Genomic DNA, 26786 nt, shown 5'->3' on the forward strand with positions numbered 1-26786 from the left:
CGCCGATTCATTTCCAATACAATTACTTTTTCTTTTTACTTCAGGATATTGACTATCCTAAAATATAATCATACTCTTTGCAGACAGTTTCCATGACTTTTCTAAGCCCATCGGGAATTACGCTGTCCTTTTCACCGGCTTTCCAGGTAAGAATGTTTCCAAGGTACCGCACCTTGCAGGCAATCTCTGCCTTATCCATTACAACAAAGCCTTCGTTCTTGCTGTTTTCCATATCAGCCTCGTTAGCGAATAAGGTGAACTTATCTAAGTAAGGAGCGCTGTCATATGGACAGAAGCTCTTACAGTTTCCGCACTCGTTGCACATATAGTCCACATGAACGATCTGGTGCATGGATAATCCAGGAATATTCAAGGCCAGGTTTGCACGGTTTGGACAGACTTCCGCGCAGTTTTCACAGACATTAGAACAGCCAAGGCATCTGGAGCCTTCTACCGTATATTCCTTGGTTCCTTCAAGAATACCGCGTTTATCATAAATCGTGCCTAAGTTGTCCACTGTATCATCAAAGTCAACAGCAGCCTTTTTGCCTAAAATTGCTTCAGCAGCCATGCGGGCATCTCTCATGGCCTCTACAACAGTAGCCGGTCCATAAAGTCCGTCGCCTACCACGTAAACACCAGATACGCTGGTCTCCAGAGTTTCCTCGTTTACAAGAACTTTGCCGCGGTTGCTTACATGAATGCCGTTAGCCTCATAGAATTCTGTAGGAACCTGCTCGCCAACTGCTGCGATCACGGTATCTGCAGGAATTTCCACTGTTTCCTCTGTTTCTACAATGCCCCTTCTGCCGGTAGCATCGGTATCGGAAAGCTTCATCACCTTGCAAAGGAGTTTTCCGTTCTTAAGCTCTACAGGAGACAGCAATTCCTTGAATTCCACGCCGTCTTCCAGTGCCATCTCTAACTCTTCCTCATCTGCCGGCATGTAACGTTTTGTTCTCCGGTAAACCAGGTAGGAATGCTCCACACCTTCCGTTCTCTTAACCGCTCTTGCCGTATCCATGGCAGTGTTTCCGCCGCCAATGACTACCACGTTCTTGCCAATGTCCAATTTTCCGTCAGCAGCCTTAAACTGAGCAAGGAAATCCAGAGCATTGATCGTTTCTCCTGCCTCAAGCTTTAACACACCTGGCTTGGAAGCGCCGGTGGCAAGGATAATATAATCAAAGCCTTCCTTCTTTAAGGCTTCTAAATCTGTTACTTCCGTATTGTATCTTACCTCAGCTCCATATGCCAGAGACAGAACTGCATCCTTGTCAATTGCCTCATCAGAAATACGGAATCCAGGGATCACATGCTTCACTACGCCGCCAAGGGTGCCGGTCTTCTCAAAAATAGTTGCAGGCATGCCGTTCTTTGTGAGGAAGTATGCAGCTGCAAGGCCAGCCGGGCCGCCGCCGATCACTGCTGTCTTTTTGCCCTTAAGTTCTCCTGCCTCGATCTCCTTCATAAACGCATCATAGCCGCCTTCTGCACAGACCAGCTTGACACCGCGGATGTTAACCGGATCTTCATAATAGTTCCGGTTGCACTTGCCCATACAGTTATGGGCACAGATAGTCCCGGTTATGAATGGAAGGGGATTCTTCTCTGCGATCACTTTCATGGCGTCTTCGTATTTCCCTGCGCCGGAAAGCTGTAAATAGGTAGTAATATCCTGATGGATCGGACATGCGTCCTTACACGGAGCCACATAGCAGTCAATAAGGGGAACACTCTTTGCCATCTTCCTGATAGGAAGTGGTTTTACTGCCTTTCTGTGATGAGGATCATGAATGGAATCCTCTGCCAGCTTAGCCGTTTTTACCGGATCAACTCCCGTAAACTCCACATTGCCGCCTTCCAGCTTCTCTGCGATCTGTAAAAGCCTCTGATAGCCGCCTGGTTTTAAAAGAGTGGTGGCAACGGTTACCGGCCAGATTCCTGCATCTACAATTGCCTTGATGTTGTGGTAATCCGCACCGCCTGAGAAGGAAATTCTTAATTTTCCGTCAAATTCCTTTGCCAGCTTGGCTGCCAGTGAAATGGAAAGGGGATATAAGGACTTTCCGGACATATACATCTCTTCACTTGGAAGCTCGTTGTTTCTTACATCAACAGGGAAGGTGTTGGTGATCTTCACGCCGAATTCCAAGTTCTTTTTCTCTGCCAGAGCCATAAGGGTCTTTAACATGGGAACCGCATCCTCATACTGTAAGTCATCAAGGAAGTGGAAATCGCCGAATGCGATATAATCATATCCCATATCATCCATGGTCTTTCTTGCAAATTCGTAGCCAAGAAGAGTCGGGTTGCACTTAATAAAGGTGTTCAGTCCTTTTTCTTCGATCAGATAAGTTGCAATTCTCTGAATCTCCTGAGGAGGACATCCGTGGAGTGTGGAAAGGGTCACGGAATTGCAGATCTCAGAAGGAATGTTCTCAATGTCCTCTTTGGTCACATTCTTAAATAAGTCCATATGATCCAGGAGATAGCTCTTGCAGGATTTAAATATTTCCGTATCCTTTGCATCCTTCATGGAATCAATGAAGCTGTTAATCTTAGGAGATTTGATTCCCTCTAAGTCATAGCCCACGCTCATGTTGAACTGGAAGCCGTCCATAGCTCCAAGGCCGTATTCCTTGGCAATGATGTGAAGCAGGATCCATGCCTTGATATATTCGTCCTGAGCCTGGGGAACATAAAGCTCCGTAGACCACTCACAGTTATAGCACTCATCATCTGCCCTGATACATGGTTTGCTTACAGGCAGATCCTCTCCGTCTAAAATCTGAACAGTCTTTAACTCAAAGAAACGGCTGCCTGAATAATAGGAAGCCACAATGTTCTGAGTAAGCTGGGTATGAGGGCCTGCTGCCGGTCCCATTGGTGTTTCTAAGGTGCGTCCGAAAATTTTCCTGTTGTCTTTCTTATCCGCCTTATAAGGTCTGTAGACTCCGAAAACAGTCCCGCTGTTATCATGTTCCTTTACGATCCAGTCCACTAACTGCTCAAATGGCATTGGTGTCATTCTATCTCCCATTTTTTACCTCCTGTAACGGGGTTGTCCGCAGACTGATCCTGCAAACAACCCTCGATGAATATTCTATCCTGTAGATTTTACATTTTTTCTGAATTTTATGAAAATATTATCTGGAATTGATTCGTTTTGCCAATTCGGCTGCTGCCTGTCTGCAGTCTGCCATCACCTTTTCTTCGTCAACGGCTGTAAGGATACGATCCTTCATCAGCACTTTGCCGTTGCCTACGGTGGTCACTACGCTGCGTCCTGTCATTCCGAAAAGGATATGGCTGTTGCAGTTATCCCCATTCATGGGCGTCAGCGGAATGTAGTCGGTAACGATGACATCTGCTGCTGCACCTTCTTTTAAAACGCCTAAAGGCTTCTTAAAGTAACGGCCTGCAATTTTTGCATTTCCTTCAAACAGCATCTTGGGAACCTCTCCCCATGCTGCATTAGGATCGCATAAATGATGCTTATGAAGAACGTTAGCTACCTTGTAGGACTCTGTCATGTCATGGGTATAACCATCGGTTCCAAGACCTGTTAAGATACCTCTGTGTACCAGTTCCATGGTGGGAGGGCATCCGCATGCATTGCCCATATTGGATTCTGGATTGTGAACTACCATGGTATCCGTATCTTTAATTAACTGCATCTCGTGAGGATTGATGTAGATACAGTGTCCAAGGAGGGTTTTCTCTCCCAGGATATTGCAGTCCATCAGACGGTCTACGATCCGCTTGCCGTATTTCTTAAGACAGTCGTGAAGATCTTCGATTCCCTCTGCCACGTGAATGTGGTAACCAACGCCTTCCGGCTTGTGGGAAGCTGCAAGCTCCATGGTCTCGTCAGAGATGGTGAACTGAGCGTGCATGCCCATCATTCCTGCAATCATATCGCTGTCATCTGCCAGAGCGTGCTTGATGAATGCCTCGTTCTCCAGAACCGCTTCCTTTGCTTTGTCCTTGCCATCACGGTCGGAAACCTCATAGCAAAGGCAGGAACGGACGCCGGTTTCTTTTGCAGCCTCTTCGATCTTAAATAAGGAATCCGTAATGTGTCCGAAGCTTGCATGATGGTCAAAGGTGGTTGTCACACCGTTCTTAATAGAATCGATGTAAGTTGCCATGGCGCTTAACCTTGTCTCTTCCAATGTGAGATTGCGGTCAATGGTCCACCACATTCCGTCAAGAATCTCCAGAAATCCATGGGGATCATATCCATTAATGCTTAAGCCTCTGGCAAAAGAACTGTAAATATGCTCGTGGGCATTGATAAAGGCTGGCATGATAACCCCGCCCTTTGCATCAATATACTCCGCATCTGGATATTCTTTTTTAATTTCTTCTGTGGTTCCGACCTTACGGATCACACCCTCTTCCATTGCAACCGCACCGTTCTCAAAAAACGGATTTTGAGGGTCTCTTGTAATCATTCTTCCATTACCGATAACAAGCATGTTTCCATCTCCTTTTTTCGATTTTTTTAACATAATTTAAGTGAAATCTTAAAATTTTCAACTGTACAAACCTCACATAGGTTCTTCCCCTATGGCTGCACTTTATTTTCGCAACCTGCTTATACTCACTCTCATAATTCGCCATTTTCTATACAGATTACACCATAAATTCCTTACTGAGTACAGTGTATCATTTCATATAAAGAAATGCAAGTCAAAATTCAAAAAAAATTTAGAGAACCTAAAAAATTTTTAGAAAACCACTTGAAATTTTAATTTTTTATGCTATGATGAGTGTATAAGAAGTTCCATGAGGGGAGGGCAAACGATGGATACAAAACTTGAGTTATTAACACAAATTGCACGAGGAATTTCTACTCATTTTGGGAATAATTGTGAAGTAGTTATCCATGATTTAAGGAAAGAAGATTTAGACAGCTCCATTGTCTATATCGAAAATGGCCAGGTAAGCAACCGTAAGCTGGGAGATGGTCCCTCAGAAATCGTTCTTGAGACCTTAAAAAAGAACCCGGATCTTTTAAAAGACCGCCTTTCTTATTTAACAAGAACCGATGACGGCAGGATTTTAAAATCCAGCACCATGTATATTAGAGGGAAAGATAATACCATCGATTACATTCTGGCCCTTAATTATGATATCACAGGCCTGCTCACCATAGACAATTCTTTAAAATCCCTTCTCTCCACTGCGGAAACAGAAGACGATGAGAAGCAGCCGAGGAGAATCACTCATAATGTGAACGATCTTCTCGACGAACTGATTGAACAGTCCGTAGCTTTGGTGGGCAAACCTGTTGCCCTTATGAGCAAGGACGACAAAGTTGCCGCAATCCAGTATTTAAACGATGCCGGAGCATTCCTGATCACAAAGTCAGGCGACAAGGTTTCCAATTATTTTGGCATATCCAAATTCACTTTATACAGTTATATGGATACGAATAAAGAAAAGTAACATAATTAAATAAGAAAAAGGAGAATCAGTAATCATGAAACCAATCGAATGGGTTGTAAACACCATGCCAAAGACCGATGATAAGAATCTGCCGGTCATGGCCCTTGATGAAATCAAGAAAGCGCGAGTATTCCATGAAAGCTTTCCCCAGTACAGCAAGACTCCTCTTGTAAAGCTGGATCACATGGCTGATTATTTAGGCCTTGGCCAGGTTTACATGAAAGACGAATCCTACCGGTTCGGCTTAAATGCATTCAAGGTATTGGGCGGATCCTTTGCTATCGCAAAGTACATTGCAAAGCAGACTGGAAAAGATGTTTCCGATCTTCCCTACAGCGTTCTCACATCTGACGCTTTAAGAGAAGAGTTCGGTCAGGCTACCTTCTTTACTGCCACCGACGGAAATCATGGACGGGGTGTTGCATGGGCAGCCAACAGATTAGGCCAGAAGTCCGTTGTTTACATGCCAAAGGGCTCCACTATCACCCGTTTCAACAACATCAAAGCAGAAGGCGCAACAGTTACTATTGAAGAAGTCAATTATGACGAATGCGTCCGCATGGCTGCTGATGCCGCTTCCAAAACAAAGAACGGCGTTGTGGTACAGGATACTGCCTGGGATGGTTACGAAGAGATTCCTGCCTGGATCATGCAGGGTTACGGAACCATGGCTTTAGAAGCCAATGAGCAGCTTGAGGAATATGGCTGCGACAGACCTACCCATGTATTTGTTCAGGCTGGCGTAGGTTCTCTTGCAGGCGCTGTTCAGGGATATTTCGCTAACCGTTATCCTGAGAACCCGCCTAAGGTTGTGGTTGTGGAAGCTGATGTGGCTGACTGTCTCTATAAGGGAGCAAAAGCCGGAGACGGAAAGATCCGCATTGTAGACGGGGATATGCAGACCATTATGGCCGGCCTTGCCTGCGGAGAGCCAAACACAATTTCCTGGGATATCTTAAAGAATCACGTAGATACCTTTGTTTCCGCTCCTGACTGGGTAGCCGCACAGGGTATGAGAATGCTTGCCGCTCCTGTCAAAGGTGATGCACCGGTAACCTCCGGTGAATCAGGCGCTGCTCCTTTCGGAGTTTTGACCTGCATCATGCTTCTTGATGAGTACAAGGAATTAAGGGAGCATTTAGGACTTAATAAGGATTCAAAAGTTCTCCTCTTCTCTACTGAGGGTGACACCGACCCGGATCGTTACAAAGCAATTGTCTGGGAAGGAAAAGAACGTTAGGCATATATTTCTTAATAAATTATAAAATGGAGGACAAAAATATGGATTACAGTAAAATCAAAGAAGCAGCACAAAACTATGAAGCCGACATGACAAAGTTCTTACGGGAAATCGTTAAATTCCCAGGCGAGAGCTGTGATGAAAAAGCTCATATCGACCGCATCGCAGAAGAAATGCGGAAGCTGGATTTCGACAAAGTGGAAATCGACGGCATGGGCAACGTATTAGGCTATATGGGAACCGGCAAAACTTTAATCGGTTTTGACGCTCACATCGATACCGTTGGTATCGGCAACAAGAGCAACTGGACATTTGATCCATACGAAGGCTACGAAAATGACACAGAAATCGGCGGCCGCGGTGTATCTGATCAGTGCGGCGGTATCGTATCCGCTGTTTACGGCGCAAGAATCATGAAGGACTTAGGTCTTTTAAATGACAAGTACACCGTACTGGTAACCGGTACTGTTCAGGAAGAGGACTGTGATGGTCTTTGCTGGCAGTATATCATCAACGAAGACAAGGTTCGTCCGGAATTCGTTGTTTCCACAGAGCCGACTGACGGCGGTATCTACCGCGGACAGAGAGGCCGTATGGAAATCCGTATTGACGTAAAGGGTATCTCCTGCCACGGTTCCGCACCGGAGCGCGGTGATAACGCAATCTATAAAATGGCTGATATTCTTCAGGATGTCCGCTCTCTTAACGAGAACGACGCTGCTGATGACAAGGAAATCAAAGGCCTTGTAAAGATGCTTGATGAGAAGTACAACAAAGAATGGAAAGAAGCTAACTTCTTAGGCCGCGGTACTGTTACTGCTTCCGAGATCTTCTTCACCTCCCCAAGCCGCTGTGCAGTTGCTGACTCCTGTTCCGTATCCTTAGACCGCCGTATGACCGCCGGCGAGACATGGGAAAGCTGTCTGGATGAGATCCGTAATCTTCCAAACGTAAAGAAATACGGCGATGATGTGACTGTTTCCATGTACGAATATTCCCGTCCTTCCTATACAGGACTTACCTATCCGATCGAGTGCTACTTCCCAACCTGGGTTATCCCGGAGGATCACGCTGTTACCGCAGCTCTGGAAGAAGCTTACAAGAACCTTTACGGCGATGTCAGAATCGGTGCAGAAGAAACAATTGCTATGAGAACCGCCCGTCCTCTTACCGATAAGTGGACCTTCTCCACAAACGGCGTTTCCATCATGGGCCGTAACGGAATCCCATGCATCGGCTTCGGACCTGGCGCAGAGGCTCAGGCTCATGCTCCTAACGAGAAGACCTGGAAACAGGATCTTGTAACATGTGCAGCAGTATATGCAGCACTTCCAAGCGCATACTGCAAATAAACAGACAAGCTATTCAGGAACCATTTTGGAACCATAATTCCGGCAGCGGGCCTTATAAAGGCCTGCCGCCGCTCCTAACAATCATTTTTGCCGTCTGCCGATCATTCCTTCCCCAATCAATGCCTGGCAGGCTGCATGAAGGATAGATACCAATAAAACAAAGAAAAAATCAGGAGGCTAACGATTTTATGAAAACCTTACAGGATTACATTGACAAACTGAATTCCTTAAATTTTAAGGAGATGTATGAGAATGACTTCTTCTTAACCTGGGAAAAGACTGACGACGAGCTGGAAGCTGTCTGGACCGTTGCTGATGCTCTCCGCTTCATGAGAGAGAACAACATTTCTACAAGAGTATTTGAAAGCGGCCTTGGAATCTCCTTATTCCGCGACAACTCCACACGTACCCGTTTCTCTTTTGCTTCCGCATGTAACTTACTTGGTCTGGAAGTTCAGGATTTAGATGAGGGCAAATCCCAGGTGGCTCACGGCGAGACTGTTCGTGAAACAGCTAACATGGTTTCCTTCATGGCAGACGTAATCGGTATCCGTGATGATATGTACATCGGCAAAGGAAATGCTTATATGCATGAATTCATGGACGCTGTTACCCAGGGAAACAAGGACGGCATTTTAGAGCAGAGACCGACCTTAGTTAACTTACAGTGTGACATCGATCATCCTACCCAGAGTATGGCTGATATGCTTCACGTCATCCATGAGCTGGGCGGCCTTGAGAACTTAAAGGGCAAAAAGCTGGCAATGACATGGGCTTACTCTCCTTCCTACGGAAAGCCATTATCCGTACCACAGGGAATCATCGGCTTAATGACCCGTATGGGTATGGAAGTTGTTCTGGCTCATCCGGAAGGTTATGAGGTTATGCCAGAGGTTGTGGAAATAGCTAAGAAGAACGCAGAGAAATCCGGCGGTTCCTTCCGTGTATCCAACGATATGGCTGACGCATTCAAGGATGCTGATGTTGTATATCCAAAGAGCTGGGCTCCATTTGCTGCTATGGAAAAGAGAACCAACCTTTACGCTGAAGGCGATTCCGACGGCATCAAGGCTCTTGAGAAAGAATTACTGGCTCAGAACGCTCAGCACAAAGACTGGTGCTGTACAGAAGAATTAATGAAGACAACAAAAGACGGCAAGGCTCTTTACATGCACTGCTTACCTGCTGACATCAACGATGTAAGCTGTGTAGACGGCGAAGTAGAGGCATCTGTATTCGATCGTTACCGCGATCCGTTATACAAAGAAGCAAGCTACAAGCCATATGTAATCGCTGCTATGATCTTCTTAAGCAAATTCGGCAATCCACAGGAGATCTTAAAAAAGCTGGAAGAAAAGAAATCACCAAGAATTTTTGAATAATTTCATACGGGGGCAATTGCCCTATATTTAAGAATTCCAGGCGCACCTGCAGCCTATTCAAAGGATACTGGTGCGTCTTTTAAAAAATTCTTAATCATTAAGAGGACAGCAAAATGGCAAAGAAAAAAAGAATAGTTATTGCGTTAGGCGGCAATGCCCTGGGCAACACATTACCGGAGCAGATGACTGCAGTAAAGATCACGTCAAAAGCAATTGTTGACCTGATCGAAGAAGGCTGTGAAGTAGTGGTGGTTCACGGCAACGGCCCACAGGTGGGTATGATTAATAACGCAATGAGCGCTTTAACCCGGGAAGATCCCAAACAGCCAAACACTCCTCTCTCCGTCTGTGTAGCCATGAGCCAGGCTTATATCGGCTATGACTTACAGAATGCCCTGAGAGAAGAACTGGTAAACAGGAACCTCACCAACATTCCCGTAACCACCATGATCACACAGGTTCGTGTAGATGAAAACGATCCTGCCTTCAACTCTCCCAGCAAGCCAATCGGTCACTTCATGACTGAGGAAGAAGCAAAGCTGGCTGAGGAAAAATACGGATATATTACAAAAGAAGATGCCGGACGGGGATACCGCCGTGTGGTAGCTTCACCAAATCCTGCAGAAATCATTGAAATCGGCGCAATTCGCTCCCTTGTGGAATCCGGACAGCTGGTTATCGCCTGCGGCGGCGGTGGAATTCCCGTTACCCTTCAGGGAAACCACTTAAAAGGCGCAAGCGCAGTAATTGACAAAGATTTTGCAAGTGAACTGCTGGCAGAAGAACTGGATGCAGATTTCTTAATCATCCTTACAGCAGTTGAGAAAGTAGCAATAAACTTCGGTAAACCGGAAGAGAAATGGTTGGACGATATCACAACAGACGAGGCACGTCAGTTCATTGGAGAAGGACATTTTGCTCCTGGCTCCATGCTGCCAAAGGTTCAGGCTGCTGTGAAATTCGCAGATTCCAAAGAGGGTCGCAATGCGCTTATCACTTTGCTTGAAAAAGCTAAAGAGGGAATCCTGGGGAAGACCGGAACTCGTATTCATAAGTGAAACTTTTGTTAGGTAAAATACCAACATTCAAAGCCATTGACCATCATAGAAGACCGGATTGGTTATTACTAGCTGGGGCTCTCTTCTTTGGAAGCTGGGAACTGTCCAAGTTAACTCTAAACAGTCCCTCTTTGGCTTTGAAAATCACAATAAAGAGAGGGATTATCTATGGGTAAGCAAAACGACAAAGAACTAATCTATCAACTGGAAGGCAGGCCAAGCTTAAAAACTGCATTCCCACTGGGTCTGCAGCACATTCTGGCCATGTTTACGGGCAACTTAGCCCCCATACTCATCATTGCCAGTATCTGTGGTCTGGAACCTGCGGATAAAACGGTTATGTTATCATCAGCCATGGTTGTATCCGGTGTAACCACCTTGTTTCAGCTGTATCCGCTCAAGCTGGGAAAGAGCTTCCGTATCGGAGCGAATCTCCCCATTGTCATGGGGACATCGTTTGCATTTGTTTCCGTGGCTTCCATTGTTGCCACTCAAGTCGCGCCTTCTATGGGACTGACCGATCCGCGTGATATATACGCGTTGGTTCTCGGCTGTTCACTTGTAGGCGGTCTTGTTGAAGTATTTATGGGTTTCTTCTATAAGAAGCTTTCCGATTTATTTTCACCTATCGTGGTGGGAACAACCCTTATTGCCATTGGATTAAACTTATTAAGCGCTGGAGCGCGATACTTTAACGGCGGTTCAAACGCGGCTGCAAATTTGGCTGCGTATAATGAGAATCCGGACAAGTTTCAATTTACAGGCGTGTTTGGTTCCATGAAAAATGTATGCATGGCATTATTTGTATTTGTCCTTGTGTTATTGCTCCAAAAATATGGCAAAGGTATAGTGAAGAATTCCGCCCTGCTTTTTGGACTGGCTATCGGATATGTGGTGTCTGTTGCCTTGGGTATGGTGAACTTTGCGCCGATCACAGCCGCTAAAGTCGTCTCCGTACCAACGCCGTTTTATTTCGGCCTCAAATTCTCCTTAGCCGGCATCTTAAACTTCGCCCTGTTTTATATCATTTCCGGATTGGAAACCATCGGTAACACCGGCGGTATCACCATTGCGGCATTTGACAGGGAACCTACCTCCGAAGAAACCTCCGGTGCCATCCTGGCAGATGCGGGTGGATCGATGTTGGCAGCTATATTTAACGCACTGCCAAACACCGCGTTTGGACAGAACGCAGGTATCATTTCCATGACGAGAATCGTGAACAAATGGTGCGTTGCCGTAGGAGCTGTATTCCTGGCTTTGTGCGGACTCATCCCGAAATTGGCAGCTCTTTTCCAAACCATCCCTGATGCGGTTTTGGGCGGCGCCATTATTTCTGTGTTTGCTATGATCACATTAAACGGTATTAAGATGATTGCCAAAGCAGGTTTCTCCGAGAGAAACGTAACTATTATCGGTATTACACTTGCATTTGGTATTGGACTTACCTCCATGAGCCTGGCCGTGGAAACCTTCCCGGCGTTCATTCAACCACTCTTACATGCCATTGCGCCATTAATGAGCGCACCGGCTGCCGTGTGTTGTATCGTATCAATCGTTGCAAGCATTTGCTTCCCAATGACTAAAGAAGATAAAGAGAAGGCAAAAGCTGCTATGCAAGATGTGTAATGAAACAAAGCATCCTTATGTTAACATGTTAACCGCAATTTCCGCTGAGTTCCATTTTGACGGATTTTAACAAAAAGCCCTTCTGCTTTAAGCCAAAACTTTCAGCAGAAGGGCTTTTTTTATTGTTCACTAGACGGCTTTTTTACAGCTTCCAGATATCCCGGTTATATTCCAGAATAGTACGGTCCGAAGAGAAATATCCTGCCTTGCTGATATTGACCAGCATCTTCTTCGCCCATGCAAACGAATCCTCATAATCCCTGTAAATCCTTTCCCTGGCTTCCTCATAAGCCTTGTAATCCAACAGGGTCATGAACCAGTCTTTTTTCAGGATTTCATCATAAAGCCGTTTTAAATTTTCCTTATGACCGATGGAAGTCATCTCCGCTCCCACCATAAAATCCAGAGCTTCCCGGATTTGTGCATCCTCTTTATAATACTCCTTAGCCACATAATCAGCTTTTGTGTAATGTTGGATCACTTTCTCACTGGATTCTCCGAAGATATAAATATTATCCTTTCCCACCAGCTCTGCAATCTCAACATTGGCTCCATCCATGGTTCCAAGGGTCACTGCTCCATTTAACATAAATTTCATATTGCCGGTTCCGCTGGCCTCCTTGGACGCAAGTGAAATCTGCTGGGAAATATCACAGGCAGGAATCAGCTTTTCTGCCTTGGATACGTTATAGTTTTCCACCATTACCACCTTAAGATAGGGGCTCACCTGGGGATCATTGTTCACCAGCTCCTGAAGACACAGGATCAGGTGAATAATATCCTTTGCTATCACATAGGCAGGAGCCGCCTTTGCACCGAAGATCACTGTGACCGGTCTTGCAGGTAAGTTTCCTCTTTTTATTTCCAGATACTTGTGTATAACATAGAGGGCATTCATCTGCTGTCTCTTATATTCATGGAGACGCTTGATCTGGATATCGTAAATGGAATTTTCATCTATGTCCGTCTCCTGGGTTGACATAAGATATTTCTTCAAAGCGGTCTTATTCTGCTTTTTTATATCCAGAATGGCTTTTAAAGTCGCCTCGTCGTCAAAGGCAGCCAGCTTTTCCAGCTCCATTGCATCTTTCTTATAACCCTCTCCGATTCTGGAGGCAATGAGTTCCGACAGCCGGGGATTGCAATGGAGAAGCCATCGCCGGAAGGTGATCCCGTTGGTCTTATTGGAAAATTTTTCCGGGTAAATATCGTAAAATTTCTTTAATTCGCTTTTTTTCAGTATCTCCGTATGAAGATATGCCACCCCATTGACGCTGAAGCCGTAGTGGATATCCATGTGGGCCATGTGCACCAGATCCTTTTCATCAATGATCGCCACAGCCGGGTCTTTATATGATTTACGGATCTGTTTATCCAGCTTCTCTATAACAGGCACCAGCTGAGGCACAGCCTCCTCCAAATACTCCATGGGCCACTTTTCAAGGGCTTCTGCAAGGATGGTGTGATTGGTGTAGGCACAGGTTCTGCTGACAATTTCAGCCGCCTTTTCAAAAGGAATCCCCCTAAGGGTTAAAAGCCGGATCAGTTCCGGGATCACCATGGATGGATGGGTATCATTAATCTGGATCACCGCATAATCCGGCAAATCATAAAGCCTGCATCCCTTTTTAACGCACTCATCAAGGATATACTGTGCAGCGCTGCTTACCATAAAATACTGCTGGTAAATACGAAGCTTTCTGCCGGCCTCATCGCTGTCATCGGGATAGAGGAACAGGGTCAGATTCTTTTTAACGGCTTCTTTATCAAAGGCTATCCCATCTTCTATAAGCTCCTCATCAATGGTCTCCAAGTCAAACAGATGAAGCTTATTGGTGCGTCCCTGATAACCGGTCACCCCTATGTCATACATTCTGGAACGGACGGTCAGACTGCCAAAGGTGACCGGATAAGTGACTTCTGTCCTGTTAAGCCATGTATCCGGCTCTATCCATGGGTTAGGGTCTTCTGCCTGAAGATGGTCCTTAAAGGTCTGTTTAAACAAGCCAAAATGATAATTAAGGCCAATGCCGTCCCCGTTTAACCCAAGGGTTGCCATAGAATCCAGAAAACAGGCAGCAAGGCGTCCCAGACCGCCGTTTCCAAGGGATGGCTCCGGCTCTATTTCCTCAATCTCACAAATATCCCTGCCGTTTTCAGCAAGAACCCGGGTTACTTCATCATAGATTCCAAGGTTGATCAGGTTATTGGAAAGCAGTTTTCCTATGAGGAATTCCGCAGATAAGTAATATACCTTTTTCTTTCCTTCCTCCTCCTGCCGCTTTTTTCCTTCCTCCTCCACGATTTTCAGCAGCGCAGAATAAATTTCCTGATTGGAACACTGGTTCACTGTTTTTTTGTATATTTCAAAAATTTGTTGTTCAAGATTCATTGAAACCACTCCTTTTTTGTTTTCTTTAACCTTACCCTAGTATTATAATGTTCCTGCTGCTGTTTATCTTGCAGCATTCTGGCCTATTATGGTACAATACTATCATTAACTGCTGAAATATCACGAAAAACAGGAGTTCTATGAATATCATACAGTACGAAAACTATCAGGAAAAACGGGAACAGGACCCTTCCGATTTTCCTTACCTGACTTATCCCTGCACCATCCCCCTGGATTTTAACAAGGTTCCCCTTCACTGGCATGATGAAATGGAATTCATCTATATCAAAAAAGGAACCGGGCAGGTCTCGGTGGACTTTGTCCCATATGAGGTCCAGGCTGGAGATATTGTCCTGGTCTGCCCCGGAAAGCTCCATACCATAAAGCAATGGAAACAGGAATCCATGGAGTATGAGAACATTATTTTCAACTTAAGCCTGTTAGGTTCCAGGCAGCCGGATATGTGCTGGGAAACTTACTTCTCTCCCATCATCCGGGGACAAAAAAAACTTCCGGTACTCATGACCAAAAGCCTTCCCGGTTACAGCGGGATCGCTTCCTGCCTGGACCGGATCGACCAGATCCGGGAAACATTTCCTGAAGGCTATGAACTGTTAATCAAGGGGAAGTTGTTCCAACTGTTCTTTCTTCTCTGGGGTATTGAGGAAGCTTCTCTTCCCCCTCCTTCCCGCCCTCCCAAGGAGCTGGAACGGACCCGGCAGATTCTTAAATACATGGAACAGCATTACAGTGAATCCCTTTCCATAGAAGAAGTATCCCGGGCCTGCGGCATGAGCCAGTCTCATTTTATGAAATTCTTTAAAAAGACCATGGGGCTGCCCTTTACCGCTTATTTAAACGATTACCGCCTGACAATGGCCTCCAGGCTGCTCCTCTCCTCCGAGGATTCAGTCCTTACCGTTGCAGGGGAGACCGGTTTTAACAATCTGTCTTATTTTAACCGGATCTTTAAGGAAAAATTCGGTATGACTCCCAGGGAATTCAGGAGGCGCATGGATATTCCCCCTTCTCTGTGAATAAGATAGTAACAAATGCAAGACAGGAGAATCCATGTGGACAGAAACCAAAGGATACGTACTGCTTATATCGCTTTTCCCTTAGTGGTCGGGGCTTTGGCCGGATTTTTGACGAGGAACGGCTTGTCCATATACAAAAGCCTGAATCATCCTGCCTTTTCTCCTCCCGGCTGGCTGCTCCCCATCATATGGACGGTTCTATATATCCTCATGGGAATCGGCTCTTATTTGGCCGCTTCCTCGCCCTCCCACAGGAAAAACCAGTCCCTCAGGTTATATGGAATCCAGCTGCTGCTGAATTTTCTCTGGAACCTGGTGTTCTTTAACTTAAATAATTATCTCCTGGCCTTTTTGGTTCTCCTTTTTCTTTGGTACTTTATCCTGAAAATGATAGCGGCCTTCTGGTCTGTCAGTCCCGATGCTGCTGTCCTGCAGATCCCTTACCTGCTGTGGGTCACCTTTGCCGCATACTTAAACCTGGGGATCGTATTTCTTAATTAATGCATAAGAAAATGCATTGTTTTTGAGAATTTCGGGAATTTTTTAATAGAATGTGTAAAACCAGTAATTTTTACAAAAACAAAAACGCAAGGTCAAGGCAACTGTTTCGTTGCTCTGGCCTTGCGTTTTCGGTTGTTTTAAGCTGCAATCAGGCAGGCAGCTTTCCCAATCTGCGGAGCATGGTTTTTTCCACCGCATTTAAGATATTCTCATAGCCTGTGCACCGGCATAGATGGCCGGACATCAGCTTTCTAAGTTCATCTCTTGTATACTCTTTTCCGCTTTCCAGAATTTCCACCGCTGACATAATAAATCCCGGCGTGCAGAATCCGCACTGGACTGCTGCCTCGTCTATAAATGCCTGCTGAATATCGGAAAGCTCTCCATTTGGACCCATCAGGCTTTCCAGGGTCTTAATTTCTTTTCCTTCTGCCCATATGGCCAGGTAAATACAGGAATTGTAACACTCATGGTCTATGATCACGTTACAGGCTCCGCATTCTCCTACCTCACAGCCTTTTTTCACGGAAGTCAGACGGTAATCATCCCGTAACATATCGGTCAGGGATGCCCGTACATCCACCATTGTTTCCGTGTATTTTCCGTTGATGGTACATTTTACCAACTTATATTGTACCGGCATTAGATCTCACCTCCTGAAAGTTTCACTGACTCTATGAAACAGCGGGTTGCCATTTCCACAGCAATGTGCTTACGGAAATCCTTTGAGGCGCGCCAGCTGTCTCTGGGATTGATGTCTGCAAGGACTTCTTTTCCAAAGGCCTCTGCCAGTTCTTTTGACACCGGCTGGCCCTTTGCTAAGTTTTCCGCACTTTTCGTACGCATTGGAATAGGGCCTGCCACTCCATAAGCGATTCTCACGTCTTCCACGGTCTTTTTGTCCTCTGACAGCTTTATATTTACGGAGCAGCCTGTGGTGGCAATATCCATGGCATTTCTGTTGGCATATTTGATATAATGGCCTTTATAGCCTTTATAGCTTTTCTTCGGAATGATCACTGCGGTCTGAAGCTCTCCCTCTCTGATATCCACGGTTCCTGCCTTTATATAGAAATCGCTGATTGGAATCCGGCGGACACCTTCAGGGCCTGTCAGCTCGATCATGGCATCCCATGCAAAAAGCGTTGAAGCTGAATCTGCTGAGGTAACACCGTTGCAGGTATTTCCTCCGATTGTGGCAATGTTTCTGATCTGGGGACCGCCCACCATATCCACCGCTTCGCCAAGAACATTGATGTATTTCTGAATAATGGGATCCTTGGTAATATGGGAGAAACTGGTGAGAGAGCCTATGCGTATGGCCTCTTCTTCGTCCATTTTCACGCCCCTTATCTCATTGATCATATAAATGCTGATCAATTCCTTTCCGGCGCGTTTTCCCTCACGCATCTGTATCAAAACATCACTTCCCCCTGCAATAATCTGGGCCTCAGGATGTTCCAAACGAAGCTTTACCGCTTCTTCCACGGTATTTGCTTCATATAATGCTTTCATATCATACATAAAGCTTTCCTCCTTGCTATTAATAGTTGCATTCAGATAAGTCCTTCTTCCTTGAACCGTTTAAATAAATTCTGAGATGTCATGGGTATCTGGTACATGGACACACCTGTTGCATTTAAAATGGCATTACGGATGGCCGGAGCCACTGGACAGGCCGGGGGCTCACCCAGGGATTTTGTTCCAAATGCGCTGGTAGGCTCGTAATTTTCCACAAACTGTGCCTCCAGATGGGGATGATCCATGGTAGTGGACAATTTATAATCCAGCAGATTGTCATTTAAGGTTCTGCCTGTTTTCTCATCAATGAGAAGCTGTTCTGAAAGGGCATATCCGATTCCCATGCTCATTCCTCCATGGACCTGGGCCTCTGCAAGAGCCGGATTGATCAGCTGGCCGCAGTCATGGACATTGATAATATCCACCAGCTTTGCCTTGCACATGGGAATATCCACCTCTACCTCGGCAAAGCAGCAGCCAAAGGAATAAGCGTTGGACTTTATCTGATAAGTGCTTTCAGAGGTCAGATGCTGGCAGTTGGCAAGGCTGTAAAAGGCCTCTGTTGCCAATTCGCCTAACGTCATTAGTTCTCTTCCATCTGTGGTCCGTACGATCTTTCCTTCCCTGATATCCAGGTTAAAGACCGGCATACGGGTCAGCTCATGGGCATATTTTAAAATTCTTTCTTTTAATATAAGCGCCGTCTGTTTGATGGAAAAGCCTCCTACATAAGTCTGTCTGGAAGCATAGGATCCTGTTCCAAAAGGAGTGATATCTGTATCCTGACAGGAAATCACATGAACCTTTTCAAAAGGAATTCCCAGAGTATCCGCCGCCATCTGGCCAAAAGCCGTATCAGCCCCCTGGCCGATCTCCGTCTCACCCAGCTGAACCTGTATGGAGCCATCCTGGTTCATGACCATCCGGCAGGAAGAGGTTTCCAGGCTGATTGGCCATACCGCCGTGTTATACCAGAATACTGCGCAGCCCACGCCTTTGCGGATAAGTCCGGTCTGGTTGGCGTATTCCTTTCGTTTCCGGTCATAATCTATATAGGCTTTTCCCTTATTCAGGCACTGATTAAAGGTGTCATAGTAATTTTCATTTTTAGAAAAACCATCCACATAGCCTACTGGCATCAGGTTTTTACGGCGGAATTCTACCGGATCCATGCCGATTTTCAAGGCAATGTCATCAGACTGGCTTTCCACCGGGAACATGGCCTGAGGAATGCCGTAGCCGCGCATGGCTCCTGCCACAGGCATATTGGTGAATACTGTATAGGCATCACATTCTACATTTTCGCAAGGATATAACTGTGGAAATGCATTCATGCCTTTTGCCGCGATTCCATGTCCGTGAGAAGCATAAGCTCCCTGATTGGAAAAGCACTCCAGTTTACGGGCGGCAAAGGTTCCGTCAGGGCGCACCCAGCTGATAATATGGCTGCGGATAGCATGTCTTGTACGGTTGCTTACAAAGGTTTCTTCACGGGTCACATCAAGCTTGACCAGCCGTCCTCCAACTGCCGTTGAAAGGTATGCACAAAGAGGCTCATACAAAGCATCCTGCTTATTTCCAAAACCGCCTCCTATATATGGCTTGATGATGCGGACACTTCCCCAGGGGATTCCAAGGGCCTGCCCTACCACTCTCCTGACGATATGAGGGATCTGGGTAGAAGAAACCACGGTAATTTTTCCGTTTTCCATGCTGGCAAAACAAATATGGTTTTCAATATGACAGTGCTGAACGATGGGAGTATCGTACCACTGGTCAATTTTTACAAGTCCCGGCTCTTTAATAGCTTCTTCCAGATTCCCCTTTCTGATACTGGAATGGCCCAGAATATTATTGACATACTTCTCGTGAAGCTGAGGTGCCCCATCCTTCATGGCCTCCTGAACATCAAGAACAAAGGGATATTCCTCGTATTCCACCTTTAAGGCCCTGATCGCCTGCTTTGCAGCTATTTCATTTTCCGCGATCACCGCAGCTACCTCATCACCGTAAAAACGCACCCGGTCTGTTAAAAGAAGCCGGTCCGCCACATCCTGATGTGAGATGTCCGTTGACCAGGGATGGCCGGCCGTTGGAAAATAGTTCTTAGGCACATCAAAACAGGTAACTACTTTGACCACTCCCGGTATTTTTTCGGCTTCTGAAGTATCAATCGATTTTACGTTTCCATTGGCTATGGAAGAGTGGTAGATTTTAGCTACCAGGGCATTTCTCTCACAGAGATCATCGGTGTATTTGGATCTTCCCGTGGCTTTATCAAATGCATCCACACGGGTAACACTTTTTCCGATTATCATATTTACGCCTCCTATTTCTGATTCTGTTGTGTTAACAGCTTCCGGTCCTTCCCCTTATGAAAAAGACCGACGGAGACGAGACTTTTTCAAAGCATGAAATGCTTATCAAAGTGATGTCGCCGCCAGTCCATATCTGTTGACCGGATGTTCTGATTTTAATCAGGCTGCTTTATTGGGTTGCTTTTTATAACTATATTAGTATATATTTTAGCACAAACAATACCGCTAAAACATACATAAGGGTACTTATCTTCTTTTCTTTAGCTTTTCCGGTAATCACGTTAATAACCACATAAGAGATGATTCCCATGGAAATTCCCTCGGAAATGCTGTACATAAAAGGCATTGCAATAATTGCGATGTAGCATGGAATTGCTTCTGTGAAATCCGCAAAATCAATCTTGATAACGGAGGTCAGCATCAGGAAACCTACCACTACCAGGGCCGGAGCCGTTGCAAAAGACGGAATGGCCAGGAAAATTGGGGATAAGAACAGGGATAAACCGAACAGGATTGCGGCAACCACTGCCGTTAATCCGGTTCTGCCGCCTTCTGCAACACCGGCTGCACTTTCTACGAAAGTGGTTGTAGTGGATGTACCGAATAATGCACCTGCAGCGGTACCAACGGCATCTGCCATTAAAGCGCCCTTGATCTGAGGAAGCTTTCCGTCTTTATCCAGCATATCTGCCTTGGAAGCTACACCGATTAAGGTTCCCAGAGTATCAAACATATCAACAAACAAAAACGCAAACATGACAACCAGGAAGTCCAGAGAAATTACCCTGGAGAAATCCAGCTTTAAAAAAGTGGGGCTCATGTCCGGAATACCGAAACCTGATGAAAAGTTAGGGAAAACGCTGAACATTCCAAGCTCCGGATTTGGCCGATATAAACCGATTGCCTGACAGACCATGCCTAAAACCCAGGTAAAGATAATTCCCCACAAAATGTTGCCCTTTACATTTTTTACTACCAGTACGGCTGTGACCAGAATACCGATGATCGCCAGTAATACGGTAATGCCAACGGTATGGAAGGAACCATCCGCAAGGGAACCCTTGAAAGAAAACATTGTTACAAGAGTTGCCCCATCCACAACAATTTTCGCATTCTGAAGTCCGATAAATGCGATGAACAAGCCAATACCAACAGATACGGCATGCTTTAAATTTACAGGGATCGCATTGAAGATCGCTTCACGGACACTAGTCAGTGAAAGAGCGATGAATATAAGACCTTCAATGAATACGGCAGCCAAAGCCATTTCCCAGGTATAGCCCATGTTAAGGACTACAGTATATGCAAAATACGCATTAAGTCCCATTCCCGGTGCCAATACAAAGGGATAATTTGCAAGTCCTGCCATTAACAGAGTTGCAAACAGTGATGCAAGAGCAGTTGCCGTAAATACGGCCCCGCTGTCCATACCCGCAGCGCTTAAGATGCTTGGGTTGACCGCCAGGATATAAGCCATGGTCATGAATGTGGTAACACCGGCCACGATCTCGGTCCTTGCATCCGTATGATTCTCAGATAAGTGAAATACCCTCTCTAAGAGCCCACCGCTTTTTTTTGTTTCCATACCTCTACCTCCTTGATAGTTAGAATATTTTCCTTGCTGTATAAGAGCTGCCCCATGCAGTTCTTCTCTTGATAAGTAAAACTAGAAAATCCTGTTTCCCCCCACATATTTCCCTTTTAAGTGCCTGTCATCAGACAGGTAAATGAAGCGCTCCAGCCTTTCCCTTAATGTAAGGGTCTGAGGATGGGGCAAACTGCTGTCATCCAGAATCAGCGCGTCCAGTTCATAGCCTTCCAGGAAGCTTCCCACCTTTCCAAAGAAGGAACCCCCGCCTAAAGTTCCAAGGTAAAATGCCTCTTCCACTGTAAGAGGCTTTAAGCTTTCATCCTGCAGTCTCCATCTCAGCTTTGACACCTGAATGGCATCTGACATGGCACGGAAAATAGATTCCCCGCTTCCCCCTGCCACATCGCTTCCCAACCCCACATTCACCGACCGGTCTAAATAGGTCCTGACCGGAGCAACTCCTGAGGATAAGTTGGTGTTTGACTGAGGACAATGAGCGATATAAACCCCACGCTCTTTTATTAATTCAATTTCTTCTTCTGACGAAGAAACACAGTGAGCCATTACCGTCTTCCCGTTTCCTCCAAACAGGCCGAATTGATCATAAGCATCTCCATAAAATCTGGAAGCCGGGCAAAGCTCCTTTACCCACGCTACCTCTCCCTGGTTTTCCGACAAATGGGACTGTACCGGAAGCCCGTGCTCCTTCTGCATCCGCCCCAGCCGTTCCATCAGCTCATCCGTACAGGATGGAATGAACCGGGGTGTCAGAATGGGCTTAACATTTTTATACTTAGAGCCTGTTTCTTCCAGCCAGAGAAGGGTCTCCTGCTCTGACTCTTCGGCACTTTGTTCCCGTAAATAATCAGGGGAATTTCTGTCCATGTTTACCTTGCCGATCATGGTCCTTAAGCCTGTTTCCTCCATCAGATCCATTAAAAGCTCTGTTGCCTGCCTGTGGATGGTACCAAAGATACAGGCTCTTGTCGTAGCGCTTTTTTTCATGGATTCCGCAAAAATCCCATAAGCCTTTTTTGCGTATTCCAGATCAGCGTATTTTGCCTCCTCCGGAAAGGTATTGGTATTCAGCCAGTCTAAAAGCTCCAAATCCATTCCCATGCCGCGAAAGGCGAACTGAGGTGCATGGATATGAAGATCCACAAGCCCTGGTACAATGAGCCGGTCACCCCAGTCTTCAAGAGGGTATTCTTTAAACTGCTCCGGAATCTCCTTAAAAATTCCTGCGGACTTCCCATCCTGACAAACTAAGTATCCCTGTTCCACCGTCTTTAAAGTGCGGGCATCTCCACTATAACAAATGTTCCCTTTTAATACAAAATTATTACCACCAGTCATAGAACCTCCTATTCCGTATCAAAAATATAAAATACGGCAGCCCTGATTGCAGTGTCCCACCAATTCCGAAAATTCTGCGCAATAAAAAACTACCGCTATTTCTATATTGTTCACACGCGCATGATAAACACACGGAAAAAAACCGGGCTGATTATGGCGTGGAAACTTATAGGCAACTATTACGGTAGTTGGTAGAAACGCTCAACCAATTATGAGCATATATAAGTTCCGATGAATACTGATACTGAAAAATCCTGTAATTTGTGACAGGTTGACTATATCATATTGTACAACTATTTGTCAATACCTTTTTTATTTTTGTGCACTTCATCTAATTTTATACTATTCTTACTAATAAGGCACAAATTGTCGGTAAATAATTAATAGATTTTTTCTATAAATAAATCTTACGCCATTATTTTTTTAAAAAAGAGCCAGAAAGAAACTGCCGCAGCCGTCTCCTTCTGACTCCTTTTTTCTTAAGTTTGTTAATAATTTCACATGTCGTTTTCCAGATATTAAATCAGGTACTCTCCGTACTTATCCCAGCGGAGTCCCCTCTCTTCCATCCACTGTCCAATATTCCCTGACCAATCCACCGGCATTGCCCAGGAAAGTCCGCAGCCGGAGGAGATTTCTCTGGGAACCGGAATGAGCCGTCCCGGTATCCCTTCTTTCTGGCATTGGGATTCCAGGGCAATGGCCTCTGCCGTGGTGCGGAAGGTGATAACAATTTTCTGTTCTTTTTTTCTCATATTTTTTGCCTGCGTTTCTTTTGTCATTCCTGCTTCACTGATCATTCTTTTTCTATAGAAAGATTCTATAAATATGCATACAGCTCCCGGACAAAACGTATAAACAATCTGGCAGCCTTACCAGGCTTATGATTTTTGCTCCAAACCATATACAATTTCCGGTAAACCTCCTCGACTCCAAGGGAAAAGCGGAGCAGGGAGCCCTGCTCTACAAAATCATCCACAGCAGCACCGGATATGATGGAAATGCCCATGGCCGCTTCCACGGATTTTTTAATGGTTTCCTGGTTACTGATAGTGGCTACAACCTCCAGACGGTTTAAATCCACCCCCATATCCCTTAGATGCCGCTCCGCTTCCTTTCTCGTGCCCGAACCTTCTTCCCGGACGATCCACCGTTCTTCATAAAACTGCTCCATGGGGAACCCGGTTTTCTCATATTGGCGGTATTTGTCATTATTGGGAGTGATGATCACCAGACGGTCAAAATAAAAGGGTTCAAAGACACAGGTAGGATCAGAGCCCAGGGTTCCTGTAAACCCCACTTCCACCTGGCCCTCCTGAACCATCCGAACCACCTCCATGCTGTCCGCCTCCTTTAACTCCAGCTGGTTTCCGGGATAGGTCCTGGAAAACAGGGAAAGGATCTGAGGCAGGATATACTGTCCCGGCACCGTAGAGGCGCCCACTGTGATTTTATTTGCCGCTTTTAAATCCTTCTGTGTGAAATCACGCAGGATATTTTTTTCCAACTGCAGCATTTTCCTTGCATTGTCATAAAGCTGTTCCCCTTCACGGGACAACTCCACATCCTTTGTGGTGCGGACAAACAGACGGACGTCCAGTTCCCTTTCCAGAGAACTGATATGGGCACTTACCGTGGGCTGAGTTAAATAAAGCTTCTTGGCTGCAGCCGAAAAGCTTTTTTCTTCCGCTACGCATACAAATGCCTCCAGTTGTTTCAAATTCATAGGCTCAGCTCCCTCACTGCACGAATGGCTTCGTCGATCTCTTCTTCCTTATTATAATGGGACATGGAAAAACGCACTGCCCCCTGCTCCACCGTGCCAAGAGCCTGGTGCATGAGCGGCGCACAATGGGCTCCCGCCCTGGTATAGATATCATAGGAACAAGCCAGCTCGTCAGCTACTTCCCCGGAATCGTAATCTCCTATATTAAGAGCAACCACCGGAGCGCGGCAAAGAAGTGCTTTTTCCGAAAAGTCCCCATATACCCGGACTCCAGGAATATCCTTTACCCCTTCATAAAACCGTCTCATAAGCATAAGCTCCCTTTCCCGGATGGTTTCGATTCCTGTTTTCTCAAGATACAGGAGAGCTGCATGAAGTCCTGCGATCCCATGGCCGTTTAAGGTTCCCGCTTCCAGAGCTTCCGGCATTTCCTCCGGCTGAGTCTTTAAATAGCTTTTGATTCCGCTGCCTCCCACAAGGAGAGGACGTATGGAAATTCCCTCCCGGACACAGATCCCTCCCGTTCCCTGGGGGCCTAAAAGCCCCTTATGCCCGGTAAAGCACAAAACATCAATTCCCATGTTCTCCATATCAATTTTAAATACTCCGGCAGTCTGGGAAGCATCCACGATCAGAAGGAGCCCATGCCGTCTGCACATATTGCCGATGATTTCTAAGTCGTTTAAATTTCCCGTTAAGTTGGAGGCATGGGTACAGACCACTGCCTTTGTATTTCTCCGTACGGCTTTCTCATAATCCTCATAACCAACCCTGCCCTTTTCATCTGCAGGCAGGATGGTAAGCTCCACACCCTGTTCCTCCATGCGGTATAATGGGCGCAGCACGGAATTGTGCTCCATCATGGTGGTGATCACATGATCTCCCGGTTCAAACAGTCCCTGAATTGCCAGATTTAAGCTGGCCGTAGAATTGGCTGTAAAAGCCACCCGGGAAGGATCTCCTCCATGGAAAAGCTCCGCCAAGAGCCTGCGGGTGTCAAAAATCAGGCGGGATGCATCCAGAGAGGCCCCATGGGCCCCCCTGCCGGAGTTTCCAAGAGAAACCATGGCGTCAGCCACAGCCTGTCTCACTTCCTCCGGCTTCCGGAAGGTGGTTGCCGCATTATCCAGATAGATCATTTCCCTTACCTCAACTTTACTGATTTTTCTTCTTTTTCCACGACCCGCCCGATGATGCCGTAGGCTGTGTCCATCTGTGCCTTCTCCAGATCCTTTAAGATCTTTTCTCCGTCTTCAGGAGAGACACTGATCAAAAGCCCTCCGGAAGTCTGGGGATCACAGAAAATATCACAGATATACTCTTCTGCGTCACCGAAATCCACCTTTTCCTCCGTAAAGGAACGGTTCCGGTAAGCCCCTTCCGGGATCAGTCCCATCTGCGCAAGGCTTGGAGCCTCCTTCTGGATCGGTAGATCCTTAACGAATATTTCTATAGTGACCCCGCTGCCGTCAGCCATCTCCACCGCATGGCCTGCCAGGCCAAAACCGGTGATATCGGTGCAGCTGTGTACCTCATAATGTTCTGCCACCTGTTTTGCCTTCTTGTTTAAGGAGGTCATAACACGGATCACTTCCTCCCTCGCCTCTTTTGAGGCCATATCTGCCTTGGCTGCCGTATTGACGATCCCGGTACCCAAAGGCTTTGTCAGGATAAGAACATCTCCCGGCCTGGCTTCGCAGTTTTTAAAAACCTTGTCCGGATGAACAAACCCGGTCACACTCAGCCCGTACTTTGGTTCATCATCCTGAATGGAATGACCTCCGGCCAGCACCGCTCCCGCCTCAAGGACCTTGGAGGCCCCTCCTTCCAGGATCTTTCCCAGAAGGGCCGGATTGACACAGTTGGGCCATGCTACAATATTAAGAGCCACTTTGGGTTCCCCTCCCATGGCATAAATATCGCTCAGCGCATTGGCGGCAGCTATCTGGCCAAAGGTATAAGGATCATCCACCACAGGAGTGAAGAAATCAAGCGTCTGGATCAATGCGGTTTCCTCATTTACCTTATAGATGGCCCCATCATCAGAGGTTTCGATCCCCACCATCAGATTAGGATCCTGGAATTTCGGCAGGTTCTCTAAAACTCCTGCAAGAGTTCCAGGGCCGATCTTGGCGGCGCAGCCGGCAGTTTTTGTCATTTGGGTAAGTCTCACTTCATGATCTGGTATCATACCTGTTCTTCTCCTTGTACTTATATACATCTTCT

General features: G+C 46.1%; 20 protein-coding genes and 1 riboswitch. Of the genes, 8 read left to right on the forward strand and 12 right to left on the reverse strand.

Features of this window, described 5'->3' with window-relative positions; all coding sequences use genetic code 11:
- Positions 1-52 precede the first annotated feature (52 nt).
- Together ygfK and ssnA are read right to left on the reverse strand one after the other, a co-directional pair.
- Positions 53-3043 carry a putative selenate reductase subunit YgfK gene (gene ygfK / locus K401_RS0101875; RefSeq protein WP_024291373.1) on the reverse strand — a complete coding sequence of 997 codons (2991 nt, stop codon included), beginning with the start codon at positions 3041-3043 and terminating at the stop codon, positions 53-55.
- Between the two features lie 106 nt (positions 3044-3149).
- Positions 3150-4484 carry a putative aminohydrolase SsnA gene (gene ssnA, locus K401_RS0101880; RefSeq protein WP_024291374.1) on the reverse strand — a complete coding sequence of 445 codons (1335 nt, stop codon included), beginning with the start codon at positions 4482-4484 and terminating at the stop codon, positions 3150-3152.
- Positions 4485-4812: 328 nt separating this feature from the next.
- Here ssnA and K401_RS0101885 point away from each other — a divergent pair, with 328 nt between their 5' ends.
- The 6 genes from K401_RS0101885 to K401_RS0101910 all read left to right on the forward strand — a co-directional run bounded on the left by K401_RS0101885 (position 4813) and on the right by K401_RS0101910 (position 12118).
- On the forward strand, positions 4813-5457 hold the full coding sequence (locus K401_RS0101885; protein WP_024291375.1) for a helix-turn-helix transcriptional regulator: 645 nt from the start codon (positions 4813-4815) through the stop codon (positions 5455-5457).
- A gap of 34 nt (positions 5458-5491) precedes the next feature.
- Entirely contained in the window at positions 5492-6697 is a 1206-nt protein-coding gene (gene dpaL, locus K401_RS0101890; RefSeq protein ID WP_029695343.1) for a diaminopropionate ammonia-lyase, read from the forward strand.
- 41 nt (positions 6698-6738) lie between these two features.
- Positions 6739-8049 (forward strand): YgeY family selenium metabolism-linked hydrolase, encoded by a 1311-nt coding sequence (locus tag K401_RS0101895; RefSeq protein WP_024291377.1) that lies wholly within the window; start codon positions 6739-6741, stop codon positions 8047-8049.
- Between the two features lie 188 nt (positions 8050-8237).
- Positions 8238-9431 carry a knotted carbamoyltransferase YgeW gene (gene ygeW / locus K401_RS0101900; protein WP_024291378.1) on the forward strand — a complete coding sequence of 398 codons (1194 nt, stop codon included), beginning with the start codon at positions 8238-8240 and terminating at the stop codon, positions 9429-9431.
- Between the two features lie 113 nt (positions 9432-9544).
- Positions 9545-10489 (forward strand): carbamate kinase, encoded by a 945-nt coding sequence (gene arcC, locus K401_RS0101905; RefSeq protein WP_024291379.1) that lies wholly within the window; start codon positions 9545-9547, stop codon positions 10487-10489.
- 168 nt (positions 10490-10657) lie between these two features.
- A complete protein-coding gene (locus K401_RS0101910) occupies positions 10658-12118 on the forward strand; it encodes a uracil-xanthine permease family protein (protein WP_024291380.1) in 1461 nt (486 codons plus the stop codon).
- Between the two features lie 142 nt (positions 12119-12260).
- Here K401_RS0101910 and K401_RS0101915 read toward each other — a convergent pair whose 3' ends face one another.
- Complete coding sequence (locus tag K401_RS0101915; RefSeq protein WP_024291381.1) at positions 12261-14510, reverse strand: glycogen/starch/alpha-glucan phosphorylase; 2250 nt, start codon at positions 14508-14510, stop codon at positions 12261-12263.
- A 140-nt stretch (positions 14511-14650) separates the two neighbouring features.
- On the opposite strand from K401_RS0101915, the gene K401_RS0101920 reads away from it, so the two are divergent.
- Both K401_RS0101920 and K401_RS0101925 read left to right on the forward strand, forming a co-directional pair.
- On the forward strand, positions 14651-15547 hold the full coding sequence (locus K401_RS0101920; RefSeq protein ID WP_024291382.1) for an AraC family transcriptional regulator: 897 nt from the start codon (positions 14651-14653) through the stop codon (positions 15545-15547).
- Between the two features lie 36 nt (positions 15548-15583).
- Complete coding sequence (locus K401_RS0101925; RefSeq protein ID WP_024291383.1) at positions 15584-16048, forward strand: TspO/MBR family protein; 465 nt, start codon at positions 15584-15586, stop codon at positions 16046-16048.
- Positions 16049-16196: 148 nt separating this feature from the next.
- On the opposite strand, the gene xdhC is transcribed toward K401_RS0101925, so the two are convergent.
- The 9 genes from xdhC to selD all read right to left on the reverse strand — a co-directional run bounded on the left by xdhC (position 16197) and on the right by selD (position 26751).
- Positions 16197-16691 (reverse strand): xanthine dehydrogenase subunit XdhC, encoded by a 495-nt coding sequence (gene xdhC / locus K401_RS0101930; protein WP_024291384.1) that lies wholly within the window; start codon positions 16689-16691, stop codon positions 16197-16199.
- On the reverse strand, positions 16691-17572 hold the full coding sequence (xdhB, locus tag K401_RS0101935) for a xanthine dehydrogenase subunit XdhB (protein ID WP_024291385.1): 882 nt from the start codon (positions 17570-17572) through the stop codon (positions 16691-16693). Before xdhB ends, xdhC begins: the two co-directional genes overlap by 1 nt.
- Before the next feature lie 32 nt (positions 17573-17604).
- Positions 17605-19887 (reverse strand): xanthine dehydrogenase subunit XdhA, encoded by a 2283-nt coding sequence (gene xdhA / locus K401_RS0101940; RefSeq protein WP_024291386.1) that lies wholly within the window; start codon positions 19885-19887, stop codon positions 17605-17607.
- Positions 19888-20077: 190 nt separating this feature from the next.
- Positions 20078-21472: an NCS2 family permease gene (locus tag K401_RS0101945; RefSeq protein WP_024291387.1), complete on the reverse strand. Its 1395-nt coding sequence runs from the start codon at positions 21470-21472 to the stop codon at positions 20078-20080.
- Between the two features lie 81 nt (positions 21473-21553).
- Positions 21554-22834 (reverse strand): amidohydrolase family protein, encoded by a 1281-nt coding sequence (locus tag K401_RS0101950; protein WP_024291388.1) that lies wholly within the window; start codon positions 22832-22834, stop codon positions 21554-21556.
- A gap of 149 nt (positions 22835-22983) precedes the next feature.
- Positions 22984-23079: riboswitch (purine riboswitch) on the reverse strand.
- A gap of 273 nt (positions 23080-23352) precedes the next feature.
- Complete coding sequence (locus K401_RS0101955; protein ID WP_024291389.1) at positions 23353-23589, reverse strand: putative Se/S carrier protein; 237 nt, start codon at positions 23587-23589, stop codon at positions 23353-23355.
- 65 nt (positions 23590-23654) lie between these two features.
- Positions 23655-24560, reverse strand: coding sequence for a selenium metabolism-associated LysR family transcriptional regulator (locus K401_RS0101960; protein ID WP_024291390.1), 906 nt, complete (start codon positions 24558-24560; stop codon positions 23655-23657).
- A complete protein-coding gene (locus K401_RS0101965; protein ID WP_024291391.1) occupies positions 24557-25699 on the reverse strand; it encodes an aminotransferase class V-fold PLP-dependent enzyme in 1143 nt (380 codons plus the stop codon). The genes K401_RS0101960 and K401_RS0101965 overlap by 4 nt, the downstream gene beginning before the upstream one ends.
- Before the next feature lie 5 nt (positions 25700-25704).
- The gene (gene selD / locus K401_RS0101970; RefSeq protein WP_024291392.1) at positions 25705-26751 is read right to left on the reverse strand and encodes a selenide, water dikinase SelD; all 1047 of its coding nucleotides are present in this window, start codon (positions 26749-26751) and stop codon (positions 25705-25707) included.
- Between the last annotated feature and the right edge of the window lie 35 nt (positions 26752-26786).

This window comes from Lacrimispora indolis DSM 755, assembly GCF_000526995.1.
Classification (GTDB): domain Bacteria; phylum Bacillota; class Clostridia; order Lachnospirales; family Lachnospiraceae; genus Lacrimispora; species Lacrimispora indolis.

Excerpts from the sequence above, each read along its gene's own strand:
- ygfK (WP_024291373.1), bottom strand. The coding sequence starts at position 3,043 with ATGGGAGATAGAATGACACCAATGCCATTTGAGCAGTTAGTGGACTGG.
- ssnA (WP_024291374.1), bottom strand. The coding sequence starts at position 4,484 with ATGCTTGTTATCGGTAATGGAAGAATGATTACAAGAGACCCTCAAAAT.
- K401_RS0101885 (WP_024291375.1), top strand. The coding sequence starts at position 4,813 with ATGGATACAAAACTTGAGTTATTAACACAAATTGCACGAGGAATTTCT.
- dpaL (WP_029695343.1), top strand. The coding sequence starts at position 5,492 with ATGAAACCAATCGAATGGGTTGTAAACACCATGCCAAAGACCGATGAT.
- K401_RS0101895 (WP_024291377.1), top strand. The coding sequence starts at position 6,739 with ATGGATTACAGTAAAATCAAAGAAGCAGCACAAAACTATGAAGCCGAC.
- ygeW (WP_024291378.1), top strand. The coding sequence starts at position 8,238 with ATGAAAACCTTACAGGATTACATTGACAAACTGAATTCCTTAAATTTT.
- arcC (WP_024291379.1), top strand. The coding sequence starts at position 9,545 with ATGGCAAAGAAAAAAAGAATAGTTATTGCGTTAGGCGGCAATGCCCTG.
- K401_RS0101910 (WP_024291380.1), top strand. The coding sequence starts at position 10,658 with ATGGGTAAGCAAAACGACAAAGAACTAATCTATCAACTGGAAGGCAGG.
- K401_RS0101915 (WP_024291381.1), bottom strand. The coding sequence starts at position 14,510 with ATGAATCTTGAACAACAAATTTTTGAAATATACAAAAAAACAGTGAAC.
- K401_RS0101920 (WP_024291382.1), top strand. The coding sequence starts at position 14,651 with ATGAATATCATACAGTACGAAAACTATCAGGAAAAACGGGAACAGGAC.
- xdhC (WP_024291384.1), bottom strand. The coding sequence starts at position 16,691 with ATGCCGGTACAATATAAGTTGGTAAAATGTACCATCAACGGAAAATAC.
- xdhB (WP_024291385.1), bottom strand. The coding sequence starts at position 17,572 with ATGTATGATATGAAAGCATTATATGAAGCAAATACCGTGGAAGAAGCG.
- xdhA (WP_024291386.1), bottom strand. The coding sequence starts at position 19,887 with ATGATAATCGGAAAAAGTGTTACCCGTGTGGATGCATTTGATAAAGCC.
- K401_RS0101945 (WP_024291387.1), bottom strand. The coding sequence starts at position 21,472 with ATGGAAACAAAAAAAAGCGGTGGGCTCTTAGAGAGGGTATTTCACTTA.
- K401_RS0101950 (WP_024291388.1), bottom strand. The coding sequence starts at position 22,834 with ATGACTGGTGGTAATAATTTTGTATTAAAAGGGAACATTTGTTATAGT.
- K401_RS0101955 (WP_024291389.1), bottom strand. The coding sequence starts at position 23,589 with ATGAGAAAAAAAGAACAGAAAATTGTTATCACCTTCCGCACCACGGCA.
- K401_RS0101960 (WP_024291390.1), bottom strand. The coding sequence starts at position 24,560 with ATGAATTTGAAACAACTGGAGGCATTTGTATGCGTAGCGGAAGAAAAA.
- K401_RS0101965 (WP_024291391.1), bottom strand. The coding sequence starts at position 25,699 with ATGATCTATCTGGATAATGCGGCAACCACCTTCCGGAAGCCGGAGGAA.
- selD (WP_024291392.1), bottom strand. The coding sequence starts at position 26,751 with ATGATACCAGATCATGAAGTGAGACTTACCCAAATGACAAAAACTGCC.